This window comes from Nonomuraea sp. KM88, assembly GCF_052245635.1.
In the GTDB taxonomy this organism is placed as follows: Bacteria; Actinomycetota; Actinomycetes; order Streptosporangiales; family Streptosporangiaceae; genus Nonomuraea.
Window position 1 is genome coordinate 235,585 of the sequence record NZ_JBQQCC010000003.1, and the last position, 21,980, is coordinate 257,564.

A 21,980-nucleotide genomic window follows, 5' to 3' on the forward strand; every position below is an offset into this window, starting at 1 on the left:
TTTGAAGCTTTTCCATGCTGGGGTGTGCCATGAATATCGCGATCGTCGCTTCGTCCAACGGAAACCAGCAGCACCGCATCCTGTCGGTGGCACGTGAGCTGGGGCGCGAACACCACGTCACGATCTACGCCCGCCGTGACGACGCCGAGGGCAAGCCCAGGACGCGGGTGGCCCCGGGAGTCACGCTGGAGCACATCGACGTGGGACCGGCCCGTGATCTTTCCGCGGACGACGTCGTCCCTTACCTCAACGACGTCGGGGCCCACCTGATGAAGCGCTGGCGCCAGGACAGGCCCGACATCATCCATGCCCACTCGTGGACCAGCGGCCTGGCCGCCGTGGCAGGCGCCAAGGGGCTTGACGTGCCGGTCACGCAGACGTTCCACACGGTCGACGCCGCCCACCAGAAGCTGGAGCGGGCGCTGGGCCGCCGGGCCAAGGCGGTCATCGCCGGCTCGGGCGACGAGGAGTCGGCGCTGATCCGGCTCGGGGTCCCCCGCCACAACATCGCCATCGTCCCCTACGGCATCGACACCGAACGTTTCCAGCGTCGCGGCGCGGTCGCCACGAAGGGCTCGCGCAAGCGGCTCCTGCACGTCGGCCCTCTCTCGACCGAACGCGGCGCGCACACCATCGTGCGGGCGCTGCAGGGTCTCGGCGACGTGGAGCTGGTCATCGCCGGCGGCCCCGAACCCGAGGAGCTGGAGAACGACCACGACGCGCAGCGCCTGCGGGACCTGGCCGAGCAGCTCGGCGTGGCCGACCGGGTCACGCTCCTCGGCCAGGTGAAGCGGACCTCCGTACCGAAGCTGATGCGCAGCGCGGACGCCGTGGTGTCGGTGCCGCGGGAGGCCGTCACGGGGATCGTCGCCCTGGAGGCGATGGCCTGCGGCGTGCCGGTGATCGCCTCGGCCGTCGGCGCCCACCTGGACTCCATCGTCGACGGCGTCACCGGCCTGCTGGTCCCGCCCGACCAGCCGGCGCGCACCGCGCGCCTGGCACGCGAGCTGCTGTGGGACCCGACGTTGCGGACCGCGCTCGGCTACGCGGGGGCCGACCGGGCGCGCTCGCGCTACTCCTGGGAGCGGGTCAGCCAGGAGCTGGTACGCGTCTACGAGGCGGCCTGCGCCTGACGCCCCCCATCACTCCGGCAGGCGGCGCAAGCCGCCTGCCGGCACCATGTCCGGAGCTCTGTGACCGGTCTGCTGGTCCTTGTGACGAAACTGACTGATGTGACGGATGGGGTGTTATCAGGGTGAAATCTTTGCTTCGATGGAGCGCATGTCCCAACGCAGTCCGATCTTGGCGGCCGCGGCGCTCGCATGCGTCGCCGCCCTCCCCCAGACCGCGCAGGCACAGACGGCGGGCTGGGGCGACCCGGTCCTCGTAGAGAACTTCGACGGCTCGTCGATCAACACCAAGAAGTGGATGATCTACCACTCCCCCGGGGCCGAGCGGAACCCCCGCACCGGCAAGGCCGCGTCCGTCTCGAACGGCGTGCTGCGCCTCAAGGGCGGCATGTACGGCGGCAAGGACCTGTCAGGCGGCGTGGCCACCCGGCTCGCGCAGGAGTACGGCCGGTGGGAGGTCAGGTTCAAGGCTGAGGCGGGCGCCGGGTACACGCCGGTGGCGCTGCTGTGGCCGACACGGCAGGGTGAGGGCGGCGGCTACGCCGAGGTCGACTTCGCCGAGATCGTCGACCCGAAGCGGCAGGGCGGCGGCATCTTCGTGCACGAAGGGCACAACCGGGCGCGCAAGACGCTGAAGGCCGACTTCACCAAGTGGCACACGGTGGCGGTCGACTGGCTGCCCGGCCGGCTGACGGTCTGGCTGGACGGCGAGAAGTACTGGGACTACCGCGGCGCGCACGTGCCCAGCGGCCGCCGCATGGGCCTGGCGCTGCAGAACGACGTGGTGTGCGAGCCCCGCTGCCGCGACTCCTCCACGCCCCGCACCGTGTCGATGTACGTCGACTGGGTGAAGGTCTACCGGGCGTCCTGACCGCTCAGCCTGGCGGCCTTGAGACCGAGGTGCACGGCCAGGCGGTCGTCGCCGTCCGACAGGTCCTTGTGGGTGAGGCGCTCGGCCTTGCCCAGCCGGTAGTAGAGCGTCTGACGGTGGATGCCGAGCTCGGCGGCGGTCTTCTGGGCGTGGCCGCCGTGGTCGAGATAGGCCTCCACGGTGTGGGCCAGCTCCCCGTCGAGTGCCGCGGTCTCGGCCGCCAGCTCGCGCAGGTCCGACGGGCCGAGCCGGGCCAGCAGGCGGTGCACGCCGAGGTCCTCCCACCGGGCGACGGGCGCGTGGCGGGGGAAGTGCTCGGCGATGCGCAGGGCATGGCGGGCCTCGCGCCAGCTCAGCCAGGCCTCGCCCGGGTCGTTCCGTGCCCCCCCGATGCCGGCCGCGGTGCCGTACGCGCTCTGGAGGGTCTGCGCGACCTCGCCCGCGAGGTGCGCGGGGGCGAGCAGGGCGACGGGTGAGCCGGCGCGGGCGAGCACGCCGCGCGGCAACGTCCAGAGGGCGGCCACGCGCTCGTCCGACTCGCGTACGGCGACGGCCGCGACCGGCCCTGGAACCTCGATGGCGGCCTCGGCACGCTCCTCGGGATCGGGCGAGAACAGGCCGAGCAGCCCGCGCCCGATGTCCTGCCGGCTCCTGGCCTCCTGGGCGAGCACGGCGGCCGCCCTGGCGACGAGTGGCGCGACGGCGTGCAGGGGCGCGTCGCCCAGCTCGCCCGAGTCGAGCAGCCACAGGTAGCCGTAGGTGACGCCGCGGTGGCGCAGCGGCCAGCAGACCCTCGCCAGGACCTGCAGCTCGGCGTCCGCGGGGATCCTGACCGGGCCGTCGGCCCCGGCGATGCCGTAGCGCTCGAAGTAGTCGCGCACCTCGCCCGTCGCGCGCCTGCGCAGGATCGACTCCTGGCGGACCGTGTCGATGGCGCCGTGCTGCGCGCCGTAGGCCAGCAGCCGGAACGAGCGGTCCTCCAGCGTCGCCGACGCCCCCAGCCTGGCGGCGATCTCGTCGACGATCTCTTGCAGGTCTGCCGATTTGTGCATGTGTATGACAGCCTGCCACATCCGGCGTTACGCGCGTCGATGGCCCCCGCTGAGCTGGGTTTTTAGACTGGACGCATGCTCCGTCAACTGCTGCTCACCGCCTCCAGGAGCGGTGCCGTCCGCCGCGGCGTGTCGGGCTTCCCGCTCACCAGGAGAGTGGTCGGGAGGTTCGTCGCCGGGGAGGGTGTCGAGGAGGCTCGCGACACGGTCGAACGGCTGCGCGACACCGGGCTCGCCGTGACCGTCGACCATCTCGGCGAGGAGACGCGCGACGCGCGGGCCGCGGCCGCCACCACGGACGCCTATCTCACCCTGCTCCGCGCGATCAGGCCGCTGGAACTCGGCGCGAGGGGCGAGGTGTCGGTGAAGTTGTCGGCACTCGGGCAGCGGCTCGACGAAACCATGGCGCTGGAGCACGCTCGCGAGATCTGCGCCGCCGCCGCGGTCACCGGCTCGGCCGTCACGCTCGACATGGAGGACCACACCACCGTCGACTCCACCCTGGCCGTCCTGCGCAAGCTGCGCGAGGACCATCCTTCGACGGGCGTGGCGATCCAGGCCTACCTGTTCCGCAGCGAGCAGGACTGCCGCGACCTCTCCTCGGAGGGTTCCCGGGTACGCCTGGTCAAGGGCGCCTACCGCGAGCCCGCCTCTGTCGCCCACCAGGGCAGGACCGCCGTGGACAAAGCGTACGTACGATGCCTGGGCATCCTCATGGCGGGGAAGGGTTACCCCATGGTGGCGACGCACGACGATCGCATGATCGCGATCACGGAGCTGCTCGCCGACCGGTTCGGGCGGACGATCGGCGACCACGAGTTCCAGATGCTCTACGGAATCAGGACCGACCTGCAGGAGGCCCTGGCGGGGGCCGGCCACACGGTCCGCGTGTACGTGCCCTACGGCGACGACTGGTACGGCTATCTCATGCGCCGTCTCGCGGAGCGCCCGGCCAACGTCGCCTTCTTCCTTCGCGCCCTTGGGGGTAAGTAATGGATGCCATCAGCAACGTCCCCGTCCCCGCCAACGAGCGGGTGTACGGCTACGCGCCCGGCAGCGCCGAGCGGACCACGCTGGAGGACCGCATCAAGGAGCTGGCCGGGTCGCAGATCGACCTGACCATGACCATCGGAGGCGAGCAGCGCCTCGGCGGCGGCGCCCCCATCGACGTGGTGCAGCCGCACAACCACGCCCACGTCCTGGGCCGTACCAACGACGCTACGGCTCAGGACGTGCAGGACGCCGTCGACAGCGCGTTGCGGGCGGCGCCCGCCTGGCAGGCGCTGCCGTTCGACGAGCGGGCCGCGATCTTCCTGAAGGCCGCCGACCTGCTGGCGGGGCCGTGGCGGGCCACGATCAACGGGGCGACCATCCTGGGCCAGTCGAAGTCGGTGCAGCAGGCGGAGATCGACGCCGCCTGCGAGCTGATCGACTTCCTGCGGTTCAACGTGTCCTACGCGCGGCAGCTCTACGCCCAGCAGCCGAACTCCTCGCCCGGCGTGTGGAACCGGATGGAGTACCGCCCGCTCGAAGGCTTCGTGCTGGCGATCACGCCGTTCAACTTCACCGCCATCGCGGGAAACCTGCCGACGTCGGCCGCCCTGATGGGCAACGTCGTCGTCTGGAAGCCGTCGCCCACCCAGCAGCTCGCGGCCCACTACACGATGCGGCTGCTGGAGGCCGCGGGGCTCCCGCCGGGCGTGATCAACCTCGTCACCGGCAACGGCCAGGCCGTCTCCGAGGTGGCGCTCGCCCACCCCGCGCTGGCGGGCATCCACTTCACCGGCTCGACCGGCACGTTCCAGCACCTGTGGCGCACGATCGGGGCCAACATCGCCTCCTACCACGGCTATCCGCGCATCGTCGGCGAGACCGGCGGCAAGGACTTCGTGCTCGCCCACCCGTCGGCCGACCCTGAGGTGGTCTCGACGGCGCTGATCAGGGGCGCCTTCGAATACCAGGGGCAGAAGTGCTCGGCCGCCTCGCGGGCGTACGTGCCGCGCTCGGTCTGGAACCGCATGCGCGACGACTTCGTCTCCGTGGCCGAGTCGCTGAGCGTGGGCGACGTGGCGAGCGACCTGTCGACGTTCATGGGCGCGGTCATCGACGGGCGGGCCTTCGCCAAGCACAAGGAGGCCATCGACCGGGCCAGGGCGTCGTCGACCATCGACGTGCTGACCGGCTCGTACGACGACTCCGTCGGCTATTTCGTGAAGCCGACCATCATGGAGTGCGCCGACCCGGCGGACGAGATCTTCGTCAAGGAGTACTTCGGGCCGATCCTCGGCGTGCACGTCTACGACGACGGCGACTTCGACGCGGTGCTCGACCAGATGGAGGGCATCGCCCCGTACGCGCTGACCGGGGCGGTCATCGCCCAGGACCGCTACGCCATCAAGGCGGCCGGCGACCGGCTGCGCTTCGCGGCGGGCAACTTCTACGTCAACGACAAGCCGACGGGCTCCATCGTCGGCCAGCAGCCGTTCGGCGGCGCGCGCGCCTCGGGCACCAACGACAAGGCGGGCTCGATCTTCAACCTGATCCGCTGGGCGAACGTCCGCACGATCAAGGAGACGTTCGTCCCGCCGACCGACCACCGCTATCCGCACATGGGCTGATCGTCCCCAGAACGCCCCCGGCCACCGCGTGTGCCGGGGGCGTTCGTCGTGCGGGAGCCGGACGGATGGCGTGATCTGCAATGGATGTGTCGTTGACGCCACCGTGCCCGCGCGACCAGCATGAAGGCATGCAGCGACGCATCCTGGTGGTGGTCTTTCCCGGCTTCCAGCTGCTCGACATGGCCGGGCCCGCCGACGTGTTCGCGACGGCCGCCCTGATCGCGCGCGGCGCCTACCGGGTCGAGGTGGTGGCCGTGGGCGGCGGCTCCGTGCCGGCGGGAAACGGCGTCACCGTCGTGGCCGCGCCGCTCGGCGAGGTCGAGGGGCCGGTCGACACGCTGCTGGTGGCGGGCGGGTGGTCGGTGCCCGAGCAGATCGCGGACGGCGAGCTGGTCGCGCAGGTCGCGCGGCTGGCCGGCTCCGCCCGGCGGGTCGCCTCCGTCTGCAACGGCGCGTTCGTGCTGGCCGAGGCCGGGCTGCTGGACCACCGGCGGGCCACCACGCACTGGCTGGCCGCGGACGAGCTCGCGGCCCGCTACGCGTGCGTCGAGGTGGACCCCGATCCGCTCTACATCGAGGACGGCCACGTCTGGACGTCCGCGGGCGTCCTGTCCGGCGTGGACCTCGCGCTGGCGCTGGTGGCCAGGGACCACGGCCACGAGCTGGCCCGCGACGTCGCCCGCGGGCTCGTGGTCTACCTGCACCGGCCGGGAGGGCAGAGCCAGTTCAGCACGCCGATGCGGGCCATGACGCCGCGCAGCGAGCCGATCAGGGAACTGCAGGCCCACATCGACGCCAACCCCGCGGCCGACCTCAGCGTGGCCGCGCTCGCCGCACTCGCCGGCATGTCCGAGCGCCACTTCTCCCGCGTCTTCACCGAGCAGACGGGCCTTTCACCCGGCCGGTACGTCGAGCGCAGCCGGGCCGACGCCGCCAGGCGGCTCCTGGAGGTGACCGGTCACCCGCTGGCCACGGTGGCCAGGGAGTCGGGGCTCGGGACGCCGGAGACGCTCTACCGCGTCTTCCGCCGCCACTGGCGGATCTCACCCGGCGACCACCGTCGCCGGTTCCAGTCGAAGGAGAGTTGACCATGCAGGTGGCCATCCCGCTCTATCCCCGTTTCACCGCGCTGGACGCGGTCGGGCCGTACACCGTGATGGCCTTCGCGCCGGGCTGGACGGTCTCGTTCGTCGCGGAGGAGCCCGGCCCCGTCACCGACGACCAGGGCACGCTCACGCTGGCCGCCACGGCCTCCTACGCCGACATGCCCCGGCCCGACGTGATCGTCGTCCCCGGCGGCCTCGGCACCCTGGACGTGATGGGCGACACCGCGCTGACCGGCTGGATCCGGCAGGCGCACGAGCACACCATGTGGACGACCTCGGTGTGCAGCGGCTCGCTCCTCCTGGGCGCGGCGGGGCTGCTGGAGGGGCTGAAGGCGACCACGCACTGGGCCCTGCTCGACTACCTCAAGCAGGTCGGCGCCCAGCCGGTCAGCGAGCGTGTGGTCACGGAAGGCAAGATCGTGACCGCGGCCGGGGTGTCCGCGGGGATCGACATGGCGCTGACGCTGCTGGCGCAGGCCACGGATGAGCAGACCGCGCAGAGCGTGCAGCTGGTGATCGAGTACGATCCGCAGCCGCCCTTCACGAGCGGCTCGCCGAAGACGGCGCCGGAGGGGCTGGCCGAGCGCGCACTCCGCCTCCTCGCCTGATCTGCGCGCGGGCGCCGTCGTCCCCCATGGGGAGGACGGCGCCCGCGTCATGCGCCCTCCTCGCCCGCCCCCAGCGGGAGCACGTCGAAGTGCACGACCACACGGCCCGACGCCGGCTCCGACGAGGTGTCCGGTGACGCGTCGGCCTTACCGTCGGACAGCGCCCGATAGCGCTCCAGGACGGCGTACACCTCGTCCTTCAGCCTCATGGTCTCCTCCGGCGTGAGCTGGAGCGACCGCCGCCCGAAGGCGCTCGCCCGCACCCACTCCTCGGGCGCCGCCGCCTCCTGCTGCCGCCACCGGGCCAGCTCCGCACCGCGCTGGCGGACGAGGTCGTCGAGCAGGAACTCCATCGCGCTCGCCGCCTCGGGATCGGCGGGCGGGTCGCCGAAGGAGAAGCCGCCGGGCGTGATGCGCCAGTATTTCTCCTTGCCGCGCCCCATCTCGGGCGCCACTTCGATCATGCCGTGCCTGGCCTCCTTACACCCTACCGGAGTGAACCATGGCGGGTCTTGGGCGTTCGTTCGGATATCTGTGGTCGTCCACCGCGCTGTCCAACCTGGCCGACGGCCTGATGAAGGTCGGCGCCCCGCTGCTGGCCGTGTCGATGACCCGCTCCCCCGTGCTGGTGTCGCTGGTCGGGGCCGCGGCGACGGCGCCGTGGCTGCTGCTGGCGCTGCACGCCGGCGCGATCGCCGACCGCTTCGACCGCCGCCGCATCATGGTCGTCGCCAACGCCGCCCGCGCCGCCATCCTCGCCGCCGTGACCGTTGCGGCGGTGCTCGGCCGGCTGAGCCTGCCGGTCATGCTGGCCGCGCTGCTGCTGGCCGGCGTCACCGAGGTGTTCGCCGACACCTCGGCGCAGTCGATCCTGCCCATGACCGTGCCGAGCCACCACCTGACCAGGGCGAACGGCCGGGTGTCCAGCGCCCAGATGATCGGCAACGAATTCGCGGGCGCCCCGCTGGCGGGCCTGCTCGTCACGGTGGCGCCCGCCGCCCTCTTCGGCGCCCCCGCCCTGCTCTACGCCGCCGCGGGCCTGCTCCTGCTCGGCATGCGGGGCGCCTACCTGGCGCTCCCCACGCCCGCGAAGCGGCCGCTGCGGCATGACATCGGCGAGGCGCTGCGCTATCTGTGGGCCCACAAGATCCTGCGGAGCCTGGCGATCTCGGCGGGCCTGCTCAACCTCGCCAACGCCGGCTACTTCGGGGTGTTCGTCCTGTGGGCGGTCGGCGACGGCTCGATGATGGGGCTGGAGCCGAGCGAATACGGCCTGATGACGACGGCGTTCGCCGTGGGCGCGATCTTCGGAGGGCTGCTGTCGGGTCGCGCGGCGGGGCTTTTCGGGGAGGTCGGGACACTCGTGGGCGCGTGGCTCATCAGCAGCCTGATGCTCCTGGTGCCCGTGCTCGTCCCCTCCCCCTGGGCGCTCTACCCGACCGCCGTCCTGTGGGGCCTGGTGGGCGCGGCGGGCAACGTCCTGGTGATCTCGACCCGGCAGCGGCTGATCCCTGCGGAGCTGCTCGGACGGGTCAATTCGGCCTACCGGCTCGTCGGCATGGGCGGGATGCCCCTCGGAGCGGCGCTGGGCGGCGTCGTGGCCGAGCTCGCGGGCGTCGGGGCTGTCCTGGTGGGCGCCGCCTGCGTGTGTCTGTCAGCGGTCGGGCTGGTGTGGCGCGCTGTGTCGGATCGAATTTCTAGGCCGTTGACCAGCACACCCGCACATTCCGACATATCCAGATCACGTTAGGCACCCTAAGGCCTGTGTTGAGGTGACATGATTGTCCCCGAGCTTGAGGGGATGGTATGCGGGAGATCGGCGGACGGTACCTCCTGAACGAGGAGGCCGGTCGTGGGGGTATGGGCGTCGTCTGGCGCGCGTTCGATCAGCTCCTCCACCGTACGGTGGCGCTTAAGGAGCTGACCTTGGCCGGCGAGGCCGAGATGGTGCGCCGCCGGGTGCTGCGTGAGGCCAGGATGGCTGCCGGGCTGACGCACCCCAACATCGTCACGGTGCACGACCTGATCGAGGAGGGCGGCAAGCTCTGGATCGTGATGGAATATCTCGACGGGCTCTCGTTGCACCAGTTGCTCTCCCAGGTGGGCACGCTGCCCGCGCAGTCGGTGGCGGCCATCGGCCAGCACCTGCTCGCCGCGCTGCGCACCGCCCACCAGGCCGGCGTGCTGCACCGCGACGTGAAGCCGGCCAACGTCATGCTGACCGGTGACCGGGTGGTGCTGACCGACTTCGGCATTGCGACCGCCGAGGGCGACATCCGCATGACGACGTCCCGGCGCCTGCGCGGCACGCCCGCGTTCATGGCGCCCGAGCGGCTGCACGGCGGCCCGGCCAGCAAGGAGGCCGACATGTGGTCCTTCGGCGCCACCCTCTACAGCGCCGTCGAGGGCCAGCCTCCCTATCCGGGGCAGGACGCGGCGACCGTGCTCGGCATGGCCCGCAGCGGCCCCTATCCGCCGCCGCGACGGGCGGGCGTGATGCGCCCGCTGATCGAGGGGCTGCTCCACCACGACCCCGTGCGCCGCTACACCCTGGAGCAGACGGCGGGTTTATTGGCGGGCATGCGCGCCAGCGCCTACCAAGCAGCCATCTGACGCCCCCGCTCTGATCACCGGGCGGGGGTCTCGCGCGTCGGCGGTCAGTCCTTCTTGCCCCGGGCCTCCGCCTCGGCCGCGTCCATGGCCGCCGCCTCCTCGGGGGTCGGCGAGGTGCCGCCGAGATGGGCGGGCTGCCACCACACGCCCTGCGGCACCTCCGGATAGGTGCGCTGCGCGCGGTCGACCAGCTCCGACAACCGCGTGTGCAGCTCCGTCACGTGATCGTTGACGTTCTCGCCGCGTTTGGGGTGCATCGGCTCGCCCACCAGGATGGTGAGCGGCACATGCCGCTGCAGCAGCTTCTTCGGCCGCCCCTTGGTCCACAACCGCTGGCTGCCCCACAGCGCCACCGGGATCACCGGCACGTTGGTCGCCTGGGCCATCCGGATCGCGCCGTTCTTGATCTCTTTGACGGTGAACGACCGGCTGATCGTGGCCTCCGCGAAGACGCCCACGATCTCACCGGCCTTGAGCATGCGCAGCGCCGTCGCGTACGAGCCCGCACCCGCCCCCCGGTCGACGGGGATGTGGTGCATGCCCCGCATCAGCGGGCCGGAGATCCGGTGCTCGAACACGTCCTGCTTGGCCATGAAGCGCACCAGCCGCTTCGACGGCAGCGCGGCGAACCCGGCGAAGATGAAGTCGAGGTAGCTGATGTGGTTGCTCACCAGCACAGCTCCCCCCGTCTGCGGCACGTGTTCGGTCCCCTCCATGTGGAAGCGGATGTCGAGCACACGAAAGAGGGTCCGCGCGGCGGCGATCACCGGCGGGTACACGATCTCAGCCATGACCAGAAGGTAGCTGTTCGGGCGGGTCTCACGGTAGTCGGGACCCGGGGCGCGGGTGGTGCCCCTCCTGGCCGCGGCCCGGGCGCCCGTGCTCGCGTGGGCGGCCTGCGTCCGGCTCCGACGCTTGCGTGGTGGTCAAAACGGGCAGATGTACACACCATGAAGAAGCTCATCAACGCGGCGGACTCCGTCGTCGAGGACGCGCTGAAGGGCATGGCCGCGGCCCATCCCACGCTGCGGATCCGCGACCAGGTGGTCTACCGGGCCGATGGCCCGCGCCCGGGGAAGGTCGGCCTGGTGTCGGGCGGCGGGTCGGGGCATGAGCCGCTGCACGCCGGTTTCGTCGGGTACGGCATGCTCGACGCGGCCTGCCCCGGCGAGATCTTCACCTCACCGGTGCCCGACCAGATCATCGAGGCGACCAGGGCCGTGGACGGCGGCGCCGGCGTGCTGCACATCGTCAAGAACTACACCGGCGACGTGCTCAACTTCGAGATGGCCGCCGAGCTGGCCGAGGACGTCGAGGTGGCCAGCGTGCTGGTCGACGACGACGTGGCAGTCCAGGACTCCCTCTACACGGCGGGCCGCCGCGGCACCGGCGCGACCCTGTTCGTCGAGAAGATCGCGGGGGCGCTGGCCGAGGAGGGCGCGCCGCTGAACGACGTGGCCGCCGTGGCCGGCGCGGTCGACGAACGCAGCAGGTCCTTCGGCATCGCGCTGACCTCGTGCACGACGCCGCACGCGGGCAAGCCGACGTTCGACCTGCCGGCGACGGACGTGGAGCTGGGCATCGGCATCCACGGCGAGCCCGGCAGGGCCAGGGTGCCGATGGCGCCGGCCCGCGAGCTGGCGGCCACCGCCATGGACGCGATCCACGGCGACCTGCCGTTGCAGGGCGAGCTGCTCGTCATGGTCAACGGCATGGGCGGCACGCCCCTCATGGAGCTGTACGTGGTCTTCGCGGAGGTGGCGGCGTACGTCCAGGGCAAGGGAGCGCGGATCTCACGGTCGCTGGTCGGCAACTATGTGACGAGCCTCGACATGCAGGGCTTCTCCGTCACCGTCTGTCGGCTCGACGACACGCTGACCCGCCTGTGGGACGCCCCGGTCGACACGCCTGGCCTGCGATGGTGACGTCTCCGGTCCGCGCCGGAGCGCAGCGCGCGACGATTCGATCCGCCAGGACACCTCTTGAAGGGAGGGAGCGCGGGCTCCCCCGCCGGCTGAGGCGGGCGGGGCACCCCGCGCGCATCCGATGGACACCGACCTGTTCGTGGCCTGGTTCGAGGAGACGGCCCGGCTCGTACGCCGCGACCGCGACCGCCTGACCCGGCTCGACGCGGCGATCGGCGACGCCGACCACGGCACCAACCTCGACCGCGGGCTCACCGAGGTCTGCAAGGCGCTCACCGAATGGCCGCCCGAGTCGCCGGTGCAGGTGCTGACCTCGGCGGGCACGGCGCTGATCCGCCGCGTCGGCGGCGCTTCCGGGCCGCTGTACGGGTCGGTGTTCCGGCAGATGGGCAAGGTGCTGGAGTCGCCGGTGACGCTGGCCGGCTTCTCGGCGGCGTTCGAGGCGGGCGTCGTGGCGGTCGAGCGGCTGGGCAAGGCCGCGCCGGGCGACAAGACCATGGTGGACGCACTGGCGCCGGCCTCGCGGGCCCTGGCGCTGGCCGTACGCGATGGGGTGGGGGTCCGCGAGGCGTTCGAGCAGGCGGCACGGGCGGCCGCGGAGGGGGCCGAGGCCACGATCCCGATGCAGGCGCGCAAGGGCCGTGCCAGCTACCTGGGCGAGCGCAGCATCGGGCACGAGGATCCGGGGGCGGCGTCGTCGGCGCTGTTCATGGCGGCCCTGGCGAGCGTGGCGTCATGACGGGCCGCACGGAAGACGCTGGGACCGGCCCTGCGATCATGAACGCGGGAGGTGCCGCGGCCGGGCGCTGTGGAGGCGTGACGCGGCGGGCACGGGCGTGCGCCGCCGGTGGGGTGGCGTGATGGTGGGGCTGGTGCTGGTCTCGCACAGTGCCGGGCTGGCCGTGGAGGCCGTGGCGCTGGCCAAGGGGATCGCGGGTGCCGGGGTGCCCGTGGCGGCGGCCGGGGGCACGGAGGACGGCGGTCTCGGCACGAGCGTGGACCTCGTCGAGGAGGCGGTGCGCGGCGTCGACCAGGGGGACGGGGTGGTGCTCATCCCCGACCTGGGCAGCTCGGTGCTGACCGCCCGCCTGCTGGAGGAGGACGGGCGCATCGTCGTGGCGGACGTCCCGTTCGTGGAGGGCGCGATCGCGGCGGCGGTGGCGGCCGGCGCGGACGCACCACTCGCCGACGTCCTCGCCTCGGCCGAGGAGTCCCGCACCTTCCGCAAGCTCTGACCCGCCCGCGCAGCCGTGGGAGGGTCCCCCTGACCGCCCACGGGAGGCATGAAGGTCAGTGGGACTTGAAGGCGTTCTCCAGCCACCAGGAGGCGTGGTCGCGGGTGATCCTGGCGTGGACCAGCAGCGGACGTTCCCGGGGGCCGTCGAGCCAGGCGGCCACGCCCGCCAGGTCGGCCTGCTCGGTGACCGTGACCGCGTCGAGCCCGTGCCCCCTGGCGATGGCGGCGAAGTCGGCGGGCGGGAAGGTGACCGTGCCGAGCGGGTGCCCGTGAGGGCCGAAGTGGTGGACCTCGGCGCCGTACGCCTCGTCGTCGTAGACCACGATCACCATGGGCAGGCCCAGCCGGACGACGGTCTCGAGGTCGGCGAGGCCCATGAGGGCGCCGCCGTCGCCGAGCGCCGCCACCGGCAGCCGGTCGGGGCGGGCCACCGCCGCGCCGATCGCCGTCGCGAGGCCCAGCCCGATCGACTGGAACGCCTGGGTGAAGCAGAACCCGAACTCGTCAGGGACATCCATCAACATTGAGGGGTATCCCATGAAATTTCCGGAATCGGGAGAGACGATCCGCTCCTGCGGCAGCAGGTCGTCCAGCCCGATGGTGAGCGTCCTCGGGTCGATCCGGCCGCCCGCGCTCTCGTCGTCGTACGGGACGTCCCGCCAGCGCCCCTCGGCCCGGATGCGCCGCCCGATCTCGGTCGAGCGGTAACCGCCGGCTCCGGCGACGCGGGCGGTCACGGCTCGCGCCACGGCGGCCACGTCGCCGACCACGCCGAGGTCGGGGGACGTGTACGCCGTGAAGACGCCCGGGTCGAGATCGACCTTCACCACCTTCGTCCCCGGCGAGATGAGGCCGCCGTGGCCGGTGGTCCACGTGTTGAGCGCGCATCCCCATCCGACGACGAGGTCGGCGCCCCTGATCAGCTCGGTGGCGAGCGGGGTGGCGAAGCCGCCGCTCACGTCGAGGTCCCAGGGGCTGCCGCGGAACAGGCCCTTGGCCACCGCGGAGGTCGCCAGCAGCGCGCCCACCCGGCCGGCCAGCCCTTCCAGCTCGCCACGCGCGTGCCGGGCTCCGCGCCCGGCGATGAACACCGGCCGCCGGGCCGCGCCCAGCAGCCGCGCCAGGTCGTCGAGCGCCTCGCCGTCCTCGGGCCGGCCCGCCGATGTGGACGCGGTGACAGGCCGTACGGCGTCATCCCAGGTCGAAGGAGGGTCGAAGGGGGCGGCCTGGACGGGGAGCGGCAGGTTCAGCAGGACCGTACGCCGCTCCTCCACGGCCACCCGGAAGGCCTCGGCGACCTGGGCCACCGCGGTGCCCGCCGAGGTGACCCGCATCGGCGCCGCCCCCACCGCCGTGGCCAGCGCGTCCTGGTCGACGTGGAAGTTGGAGTGCACGTCGGTGGTCTCCCCGGCGAGCACGATCAGCGGCGTGCGGCTCTTGGCCGCCTCGGTGATGCCGGTCATCGCGTTCGTCAGCCCCGGCCCCTGGTGCACCGACACCACCGGGACGCGCCCGCTCATGCGGGCGTACGCGTCGGCCATGGTGGCGGCCCCGCCCTCGTGGCGGGCGGCGATGTAACGCACGCCGTTGGCCACGAGCGCGTTGGTGACGTGGAAGTTGCCGCTGCCGACCACCCCGAAGGCGGTCTCGACCCCGCAGGCGGCCAGGGCCCGGCCCACGGCCTCCGCGACGATCAACGTTCGACCAGGGCGAGCACGCGCACCGGGCTGCCGGAGCCGCCCACGATGGGCAGCGGCGGCGCGAGCACCACGGCGCCGGTCACGGGCAGGCGGTCGAGGTTGCGCAGCTGGGTGAGCCCGTATTTGCCGGCGCCGAGCAGGAAGGAGTGGCAGGGGAAGGGCGGGGCGAAGGAGTGGGCGGCGCCCGCGTCGGTGCCGACGGTCTCGACGCCGAGCCCGACGATCGGCGTCTCGGCGGCCAGCCACTCGGCGCACTCGACGGAGATGCCGGGCGTGTGGGAGCCGTTCAGGAAGTCGTCCTGGTCGCCCGAGCGGGTGTCCCAGCCGGTGCGGTAGAGCAGCCAGCCGCCGTCGGGGAGCGGGCCGTTGGCGCGCTCCCACTCCTTGACGTGGTCGATCCGCAGCAGGAAGTCGGAATCCTTCGCCGCCTCGTCGGCGAAGTCGAGCACGACGGCGGGCGCGATCAGGCTGCGTGGCGGCACCTGGGAGACGTCCTCGCCGTCGCGACCGGTGACCCAGTGCACGGGCGCGTCGAAGTGCGTGCCGGTGTGCTCGCCCGTGTGGATGTCGTTCCAGTACCACGCGGGGCCGCGGTCGTCGTAGTGGCTGATCTCCTCGAGGGAGAACCGGATCGTGTTGCTGAACGGCTCGGGCAGCTGGAGGATCGGCGTTCGCGACGACAGGGGCGCGGTGAGGTCGACCACCTCGATCGCACCGCCGCGCACGCTGTCGACCAGGCTCTTCAACACCGACATGACTTCCTCCTTCGTGGGCTGTGCGCATCCTCCTACGCACGCCCCACCCGTGCCAACCTCTCACGTTCAGCCCTTGAGGCCGCTGAAGCTCATGGTCGCCACGAAGTGGCGCTGCGCCAGCACGAAGGCGGCGACCAGCGGCAGCACGGCCACGACGTTGCCGGCCATGAGGGCCGACCACTCGGTGTGCCGGGCCCCGGAGAAGGTGGCCAGGCCGAGCTGCAGCGTGTAGCTGTCCTCGGAGGAGATGGCGATGAGGGGCCACAGGAGGTCGTTCCAGGAGCCGAGCAGCGTGAACACGACGAGCGTGGCCAGCGCGGGGCGGGCCAGCGGCAGCACCACCCGGAAGAACACGCCGAGCCGGGAGCACCCGTCGATGGTCGCGGCCTCCTCCAGCTCCTTGGGCAGCGACAGGAAGAACTGCCGCATGAGGAACACGCCGAACGCCGACGCCAGCCACGGAACGATGGCCGCGCCGAGGGTGTCGATCAGGCCCAGGTTCTTGAACAGCAGGAACGTGGGGATCATCAGCACCTGGGTGGGCACCATGATGGTCGCCATGAGAGCGCCGAAGGTGAGCCCGCGGCCGCGGAAGCCGATCCGGGCGAAGCCGTAGCCGGCCAGCGAGCAGAGCACCACGTGCCCGGCGACGGCCGCCGCGGCCACGATCACCGTGTTGGCCAGCCAGAGCGGATAGTCGTCCTCGGTGAAGATGCGGGCGAACCCGGCCGTGGTGAAGTGCTCGGGCCAGAGCTTGGGCGGGTAGGTGTTGATGTCGCTGTCCGGCATGAACGCGGTCAGCACCATCCAGACCAGCGGCGCCACGAACAGCAGCGCGGCGGGCATCAGGAACAGGTGGGCGAGGTGGCGCCGTCTCATCGTGCGCTCCTCCAGAGGACGGCGCCCGAGATCGCGAGCGTCACGAGGAACAGGACGTAGGCGATGGCCGTGCCGTAGCCGGAGTGGAACAGCTGGAAGGCCTGCCGGTAGAGGTAGAACACGATCGTGGTCGTGGAGTCGAGCGGCTGGCCCTTCGTCGTGGTGTAGACGAGGTCGAACAGCTGAAGCGCGGTGATCGTCTGCCAGATCAGCAGGAAGGCGGTCGCCGGGCGCAGCTGCGGCAGCACCACGTGGCGCAGCACGTGCCGGCCCACGCCGCCGTCGACCCTGGCCGCCTCGACCAGCTCGCGCGGGATGTCCTGGAGCGCGGCGAGGTAGACCACGGCGGGCATGCCGACGCCGCCCCAGATCGAGATCAGGACGAGCGTGAGCATGGCCTGGTCCGGGTCCTGCAGGAACCCCATGGCGGGCAGGCCGACGGCCTTCAGCCCGGCGTTGACGATGCCGAAGTCGGGGTCGAACACGAAGTTCGCGAGGATGCCCGTGGCGGCGGCCGAGACGACGTAGGGGACGAAGAAGCAGGTGCGGTAGAAGCCGATGAGCCGGATCTTCAGGTTCAGCGCCAGTGCCAGGGCCAGCCCGAGCACCACCGATCCGGGCACGAACAGCACCGTGTAGACCGCCGTGTGCCCGGCCGCCGCGGCCAGCTCGGTGTCGCCGAGCATGTCGCCGTAGTTCCGCAGCCCGACGTAGTCGCCGCCGGTGAGCAGGTCGCCGTCCCGCAAGGAGAGCAGCAGCGCCCACACCGCGGGGAACAGGCTCAGTCCGACGATCACCAGCGTGGCGGGCAGGACGAAGCCCCACCCGGTCAGGTCGGGCAGCAGGCGGCGGGCCCGGTGCCGCCGCCCGCCCGCCCGCGCGGCGAGCACCGTCATCGGGCCCGCCCGAGCACCGTGCCGGCCTCGGTGGCGGCCGTGGCCAGCGCCTCCTGCGGGGGCGTGCCACCGACCAGGGCCTCGCTGATCGCGTCGCCGACCTTCTCGGAGAACTCCGGGTACGCGGGCAGGTGCGGCCTGGCCTGCTTGGCGTTGTCGAGGTTCGCGGTGAACACGTCCATGTCGGGGATGTCCTTGACGAACTTCTCGTACGCCGGCAGCTCGGTCGTGGCCTTGCGGATCGGCAGGTTCCCGAGGCCGAGCGTCCACCGGGCGTCCTGCTCGGGCCGGGTGAGCCAGGTGAGGAAGTCGGCGGCGGCCTTGGCACGGCGCGAGCCGTTGTCGAACACGACCCAGTTGTCCGGCCCGGCGATGGTCTCGTGGTTGCCGTTGTAGCCGGGCAGCACCTGGACGCCGTACTCGATCTTGTGGTCGATGATGTCGAGCAGCGCCCACGGACCGGCGATGATCATGCCGACCTTGCCGCTCTGGAACAGCGGCAGGAACTTCTCGCCGTTCTGATCGAGATAGACGGACTTATCCTGGCGAGCCATGGCGCTCCACAAGCCGAGCGCCTGCGCCGCCTGCGGGGTGTTGAACGCCGGCTTCCTGCCGTCGGGCGTCACGATGGCGCCGCCCTGCTGCCAGATCATCGGCCAGAACCGCCACACGGTGTCCTCGGTCCCGGTGACGGGGTACGCGGTGCCGTACACGCCGTCCCTGGTCAGCTTCCTGGCGGCGGCGCGGAAGTCGTCCCAGGTCCAGTCCTCGTCCGGGTACTCCAGACCGGCCGCGTCGAAGAGCTTCTTGTTGTAGATGACGCCCAGGTTGTCGACCACCGCGGGCACGCCGACGACCTTGCCGTCCACCTCCGACACGGCCCGCTCCGACGGCCAGAAGTCGTCCCAGCCGAACTCCGGCGCCTTCACGGTGGCGGTCAGGTCGTACACCGTGGGGTTCTTGGCCAGGTGCGGCATCCAGGTGCCGTACATGTAGGCGATGTCGGGCGCCTTGCCGCCGGCCAGCACCGCCTGGACCTTCTGCAGCATGTCGTCCACGTTCGTGGTGCCCACCGCGGGAGTGATCTTCACGTCCGGGTGGGCCTCGTTGTAGTCGGCCGCCAGCTCCTCGATGACCTTCGCCTGGGTCTCGACCTGGCCGTGCCACCAGGTGATCTCGACCGGCCCGCCGGCCTCGTCCGAGGAGGACGAGCCGCAGCCGGCCAGCAGACCCGCGACGAGGAGCAGCGCCGCCGCGCCGTGAACCTTCATGACCGCCTCCTGAGCGATGCGGGGAGCAGGTCGCCGTGGGCCTCGAAGAGCGCCTCGCACAGGGCGTCGATCCGTTCGACGGTGAGGGAGGCGGCCGTGTTGGGATCGGCCATCATGGCGTGCCGCACGTGGTCGCGGCGGCCCTCGGTGACGGCGCGCACGGTGAGCTCGTTGACGTTGACGTAGGCGCGGTTGAGCGCCGCGCACTGGGCGGGCAGGTCGCCGACCGCGAGCGGCCGCACGCCGAGCGCGTCGGCGACGCACGGCACCTCGACCACGCAGTCCGCCGGCAGGTTGCCGACCAGGCCCCTGTTCTGGACGTTGCCGTAGACGGTCCGGGTGGTTCCGGTGGCGATGCTGTGGATGATCTGCGGGGCGTATTCCATGGTCCCCTCCACGGTGATCGGCCGGCCCGCTCTGAGCGCGTCGCGGGTGGCCTCGTACTGGCGCATGTTCTCCTCGCTGATGCCGACGTAGGCGCCGACGGGGATGCGCAGGCGCTCGATCTCGGCCTCGTCGTGCAGGTACCAGGGCACGTACTCGGCCGAGTGCTCGCTGGTCTCGGTCGGGTAGTAGCCGAGCCTGCGGTACATGTCCACGCGCACCCGGCGCAGCAGCCCGGGGTCGCGGGCGATGGCCTCGTCCAGCCGCGGGTAGAGGTCCTCGCCGCCGGACTCGAAGCGCAACATCCACGACTGGTGGTTGACGCCCGCCGCGAGGTACGACACGTCGTCGTACGGCACCCCGACGAGCTCGGCCAGGTCGTGGGCCGTCCAGTAGATGGAGTGGCACAACCCGACCACGTTGCGCACGGGGGTGGCGGCGGCCAGGTACCACACGTTCATGGCCATCGGGTTGGTGTAGTTGAGCAGCCACGCGTCCGGGCAGATCTCGGCCATGGCCTGCCCCATCCGCTCCAGCGCGGGGAACGTGCGCAGGGCGCGGAAGATGCCGCCCACGCCGATGGTGTCGGCGATGGTCTGGCGCAGGCCGTGTCGGGCGGGCACCTCGAAGTCGACGCGGGTGGCGTCGATCATGCCGACCTGGATCATGTTGATCGCGAAGTCGGCGCCTTCGAGCGCCCGCCGCAGGTCGCGGTCGGCGGTGATCGTGACGGGGCGGCCGGCGGCGATGACGCGGGCGGCGGCCTCGGCGGTGTCGAGCCGCTCGGCGTGGATGTCGTGCAGCGCCACCTCGAACTCCCCCAGGTCGGGGAAGGCGACCAGGTCCGCCAGCAGGCCCTGGGTGAACTCGACGCTGCCTGCGCCGAGAAAGACGATCTTCATAGTTCTTCCCACGTGGGTTGGGCGGCGGTGCCCCCGGCCGCCTGGGTCGAAAGGGAGCCGCAGGTCACGGCCACGCGCAGGCATTCGGGCAGGCTCATCCCGCGCAGCCGGGCGGCGAGGAACCCGGCGTCGAAGCTGTCGCCGGCGCCGACGGTGTCGACCGCCTCCACGGGCACGGCGGGCGCGCGGGTCAACCGCCCCCGCTCCCATGCCAGCGCGCCGTCGCCGCCGTTCTTGACGACCACGGCGGGCCCGAGCGCGCCCAGCCGCGCCGCGGCGGCCTCCACGCTCTCCGGACCCGTACCGGACGGTCCTGCGCCGGTGGACGAGCGCGCCGCGAGGTTCCGGGCGAGGTTCCGGGCGATGCTTACGGCCTCGGCGGCGTTGGGCAGGAACACGTCCACCTCGCCCAGCACCTCGCCGACGCCGTCCCATGCGCCCGCCGGGTCGTCGTTGGTGTCCAGGGAGGTGGTGGCGCCGCCCCGCCGCTCCCCCGCCAGGAAGCCGGGCAGGCCGGCCGCCAGCGCGGGTTGCAGGAAATAGGACGACACGTGCACGTGCCTGGCCAGGCCGCGCGGCACGTCGTCCACGGTCAGGTCGGGCAGGCAGCCTGGCGAGGTGAGGATGGCCCGGTCCGTGCCGTCGGCCAGCACGACGGTCATGGCGGTCGGCCGGGGACCGATCACGCAGTGGGAGACGTCCACCCCGTGCTCGGCCATGACGTTCAGGACGAAGCGCCCGGCCGCGTCGTCGCCCACGCGACCGGCGAACGCGGTGCGCAGGCCCAGCCGGGCCGCCCCGCACGCGGTGATCGCGCCGGACCCGCCGAGGACCAGGTCGCCGCCGGAGACGAGTTGCTCGCGCTGGCCGTACGCCAGCCCGCGCGGCGCCCCTGAGAGCACCACGTCGGGGTTGGCGTCGCCCACGACCAGCAGGTCGAAGTCACGCGCCACGGCAGGGTACGCGGTAGGCGCCGAGCTCGTACTTCTTCTTGAGCGAGTTGAAGTTCTGAGCGTTGGACCGGGAGCAGAAGGCGGCGGGAGCGAGGTTGTACTCGACCTGGAACACCGCCTTGCCCGCCTTGACGAACTGGTCGTAGCCGTGGTCGCCGCCGTTCTGGGCGGTGGTGCACTCGGTGTACTGCCAGCACTCCTCGTTCACCGCGAAGTCGAAGTACGGCAGGAGCCGCGGGATCTGCGCCACGTCGTTCTTCAGCGCGACGGACAGCCCTCTCTTGTGGGCCTCGTTGGCGAACCAGGCGTTGTAGGCCAGCTGGTCGGCCGCCCTGAGCGGGAAGCCGCTGTCGTTGCTGTACGCGTCGACGTTGTCGGGCTCCACCGCGTCGAATCCGGCGGCCTTGCACATGTCGAGTCTGGTCTTCATGATCTCGCCGAGGGTGCCGGTGTACGCGCGGATGTCCAGCCACCGCTCGCCCTCCCACTCCTCGAGGGGCGAGCCGAGCACCTCCTCGGGGAAGCGCCCCGCGTCGGGGCGCCAGTCCTCGAACGTGCCGGCGCTGATGTAGCAGACGAGGCCGCGGTCCGGCCTGCCGGCCTTGAGCGACGCGACGATCGTGCCGTCCTCGGCGGCGTCGAAGCCGTCGATGTCGAACATCTGCACGTTCGGATAGGGCTTGGCGGGAAGTGAGGAGAGCTGCCACTGCCAGCTCGTCCTCAGTGCGGGCTGCCAGCAGCCGTCGCACGGGACCGGCGCGGGAAGGCCGCCGGCGGGTGCCGCCGCCGGGTTCACAGCCGGGGTCGACGCGGTGGCGGGTAGGGGGAGGGACAGTGCGGCCACCAGGGTGGCGGTGGAGATCAGGGCGGGAAGACGCATGGACACTCCTCGCGAACGACACGGTTCGGGACAAGTGGCGATGCGCGCTGTTCCGCACTCTCCGCTGCGTGTCCGGGCCAGGGACACCGGAGTGGCGTGGCCCATACCGTAGGACGTCACGCCAGCACGCTCAGGCATGCCTCCCTTCTCTTGCCCGCCAGAATTGCGCGTTTCTGCTCTGTTGTCCAGACTTTGACGCA

At 71.8% G+C, this 21,980-nt stretch carries 22 protein-coding genes; 11 read left to right on the forward strand and 11 right to left on the reverse strand.

Features of this window, described 5'->3' with window-relative positions; all coding sequences use genetic code 11:
* The first annotated feature begins 29 nt into the window (after window positions 1-29).
* A complete protein-coding gene (locus ACTWPV_RS10730) occupies window positions 30-1,133 on the forward strand; it encodes a glycosyltransferase (RefSeq protein ID WP_443151626.1) in 1,104 nt (367 codons plus the stop codon).
* Window positions 1,134-1,281: 148 nt separating this feature from the next.
* Window positions 1,282-2,001, forward strand: coding sequence for a glycoside hydrolase family 16 protein (locus ACTWPV_RS10735; RefSeq protein WP_443151627.1), 720 nt, complete (start codon window positions 1,282-1,284; stop codon window positions 1,999-2,001).
* Here the strand turns inward: ACTWPV_RS10735 and ACTWPV_RS10740 are convergent.
* On the reverse strand, window positions 1,986-3,053 hold the full coding sequence (locus ACTWPV_RS10740; protein WP_443151628.1) for a PucR family transcriptional regulator: 1,068 nt from the start codon (window positions 3,051-3,053) through the stop codon (window positions 1,986-1,988). The two genes, ACTWPV_RS10735 and ACTWPV_RS10740, sit on opposite strands and share 16 nt — an antisense overlap.
* 75 nt (window positions 3,054-3,128) lie before the next feature.
* Between ACTWPV_RS10740 and ACTWPV_RS10745 the strand changes: the two genes are divergently transcribed.
* From ACTWPV_RS10745 to ACTWPV_RS10760, 4 genes are all read left to right on the forward strand, one after another.
* Complete coding sequence (locus tag ACTWPV_RS10745) at window positions 3,129-4,046, forward strand: proline dehydrogenase family protein (RefSeq protein WP_443151629.1); 918 nt, start codon at window positions 3,129-3,131, stop codon at window positions 4,044-4,046.
* On the forward strand, window positions 4,046-5,671 hold the full coding sequence (pruA, locus tag ACTWPV_RS10750) for an L-glutamate gamma-semialdehyde dehydrogenase (protein WP_347642904.1): 1,626 nt from the start codon (window positions 4,046-4,048) through the stop codon (window positions 5,669-5,671). Before ACTWPV_RS10745 ends, pruA begins: the two co-directional genes overlap by 1 nt.
* A 128-nt stretch (window positions 5,672-5,799) precedes the next feature.
* Window positions 5,800-6,759, forward strand: a complete 960-nt coding sequence (locus tag ACTWPV_RS10755) for a GlxA family transcriptional regulator (RefSeq protein WP_443151630.1) — start codon at window positions 5,800-5,802, stop codon at window positions 6,757-6,759.
* Window positions 6,760-6,761: 2 nt separating this feature from the next.
* Entirely contained in the window at window positions 6,762-7,385 is a 624-nt protein-coding gene (locus ACTWPV_RS10760; RefSeq protein ID WP_443151631.1) for a DJ-1/PfpI family protein, read from the forward strand.
* A 47-nt stretch (window positions 7,386-7,432) separates the two neighbouring features.
* On the opposite strand, the gene ACTWPV_RS10765 is transcribed toward ACTWPV_RS10760, so the two are convergent.
* Window positions 7,433-7,849, reverse strand: a complete 417-nt coding sequence (locus tag ACTWPV_RS10765) for a hypothetical protein (RefSeq protein ID WP_443151632.1) — start codon at window positions 7,847-7,849, stop codon at window positions 7,433-7,435.
* Window positions 7,850-7,887: 38 nt separating this feature from the next.
* On the opposite strand from ACTWPV_RS10765, the gene ACTWPV_RS10770 reads away from it, so the two are divergent.
* Window positions 7,888-9,135: an MFS transporter gene (locus tag ACTWPV_RS10770; protein WP_443151633.1), complete on the forward strand. Its 1,248-nt coding sequence runs from the start codon at window positions 7,888-7,890 to the stop codon at window positions 9,133-9,135.
* A 56-nt stretch (window positions 9,136-9,191) separates the two neighbouring features.
* Window positions 9,192-9,998: a serine/threonine-protein kinase gene (locus ACTWPV_RS10775; protein ID WP_347642898.1), complete on the forward strand. Its 807-nt coding sequence runs from the start codon at window positions 9,192-9,194 to the stop codon at window positions 9,996-9,998.
* A gap of 44 nt (window positions 9,999-10,042) precedes the next feature.
* On the opposite strand, the gene ACTWPV_RS10780 is transcribed toward ACTWPV_RS10775, so the two are convergent.
* Window positions 10,043-10,789, reverse strand: coding sequence for a lysophospholipid acyltransferase family protein (locus ACTWPV_RS10780; protein ID WP_443151634.1), 747 nt, complete (start codon window positions 10,787-10,789; stop codon window positions 10,043-10,045).
* A gap of 159 nt (window positions 10,790-10,948) precedes the next feature.
* On the opposite strand from ACTWPV_RS10780, the gene dhaK reads away from it, so the two are divergent.
* From dhaK to ACTWPV_RS10795, 3 genes are all read left to right on the forward strand, one after another.
* On the forward strand, window positions 10,949-11,923 hold the full coding sequence (gene dhaK, locus ACTWPV_RS10785; protein ID WP_443151635.1) for a dihydroxyacetone kinase subunit DhaK: 975 nt from the start codon (window positions 10,949-10,951) through the stop codon (window positions 11,921-11,923).
* 121 nt (window positions 11,924-12,044) lie between these two features.
* Window positions 12,045-12,662 (forward strand): dihydroxyacetone kinase subunit DhaL, encoded by a 618-nt coding sequence (gene dhaL / locus ACTWPV_RS10790; RefSeq protein ID WP_347642895.1) that lies wholly within the window; start codon window positions 12,045-12,047, stop codon window positions 12,660-12,662.
* 121 nt (window positions 12,663-12,783) lie between these two features.
* On the forward strand, window positions 12,784-13,158 hold the full coding sequence (locus ACTWPV_RS10795) for a PTS-dependent dihydroxyacetone kinase phosphotransferase subunit DhaM (RefSeq protein WP_443151636.1): 375 nt from the start codon (window positions 12,784-12,786) through the stop codon (window positions 13,156-13,158).
* Between the two features lie 55 nt (window positions 13,159-13,213).
* Here ACTWPV_RS10795 and ACTWPV_RS10800 read toward each other — a convergent pair whose 3' ends face one another.
* The 8 genes from ACTWPV_RS10800 to ACTWPV_RS10835 form a co-directional block, all read right to left on the reverse strand.
* On the reverse strand, window positions 13,214-14,857 hold the full coding sequence (locus ACTWPV_RS10800) for a thiamine pyrophosphate-binding protein (RefSeq protein WP_443151637.1): 1,644 nt from the start codon (window positions 14,855-14,857) through the stop codon (window positions 13,214-13,216).
* Window positions 14,854-15,615 carry a cyclase family protein gene (locus ACTWPV_RS10805; protein ID WP_443151638.1) on the reverse strand — a complete coding sequence of 254 codons (762 nt, stop codon included), beginning with the start codon at window positions 15,613-15,615 and terminating at the stop codon, window positions 14,854-14,856. The genes ACTWPV_RS10800 and ACTWPV_RS10805 overlap by 4 nt, the downstream gene beginning before the upstream one ends.
* 66 nt (window positions 15,616-15,681) lie before the next feature.
* The gene (locus tag ACTWPV_RS10810) at window positions 15,682-16,494 is read right to left on the reverse strand and encodes a carbohydrate ABC transporter permease (RefSeq protein WP_443151639.1); all 813 of its coding nucleotides are present in this window, start codon (window positions 16,492-16,494) and stop codon (window positions 15,682-15,684) included.
* On the reverse strand, window positions 16,491-17,390 hold the full coding sequence (locus ACTWPV_RS10815) for a carbohydrate ABC transporter permease (protein ID WP_443151640.1): 900 nt from the start codon (window positions 17,388-17,390) through the stop codon (window positions 16,491-16,493). The genes ACTWPV_RS10810 and ACTWPV_RS10815 overlap by 4 nt, the downstream gene beginning before the upstream one ends.
* A complete protein-coding gene (locus ACTWPV_RS10820; RefSeq protein ID WP_443151641.1) occupies window positions 17,387-18,661 on the reverse strand; it encodes an ABC transporter substrate-binding protein in 1,275 nt (424 codons plus the stop codon). Before ACTWPV_RS10820 ends, ACTWPV_RS10815 begins: the two co-directional genes overlap by 4 nt.
* Entirely contained in the window at window positions 18,658-19,947 is a 1,290-nt protein-coding gene (locus ACTWPV_RS10825) for an alpha-glucosidase/alpha-galactosidase (RefSeq protein ID WP_443151642.1), read from the reverse strand. The genes ACTWPV_RS10820 and ACTWPV_RS10825 overlap by 4 nt, the downstream gene beginning before the upstream one ends.
* A complete protein-coding gene (locus ACTWPV_RS10830; protein WP_443151643.1) occupies window positions 19,944-20,900 on the reverse strand; it encodes a carbohydrate kinase family protein in 957 nt (318 codons plus the stop codon). Before ACTWPV_RS10830 ends, ACTWPV_RS10825 begins: the two co-directional genes overlap by 4 nt.
* Window positions 20,890-21,780, reverse strand: a complete 891-nt coding sequence (locus tag ACTWPV_RS10835; RefSeq protein WP_443151644.1) for an endo alpha-1,4 polygalactosaminidase — start codon at window positions 21,778-21,780, stop codon at window positions 20,890-20,892. The genes ACTWPV_RS10830 and ACTWPV_RS10835 overlap by 11 nt, the downstream gene beginning before the upstream one ends.
* Window positions 21,781-21,980 lie beyond the last annotated feature (200 nt).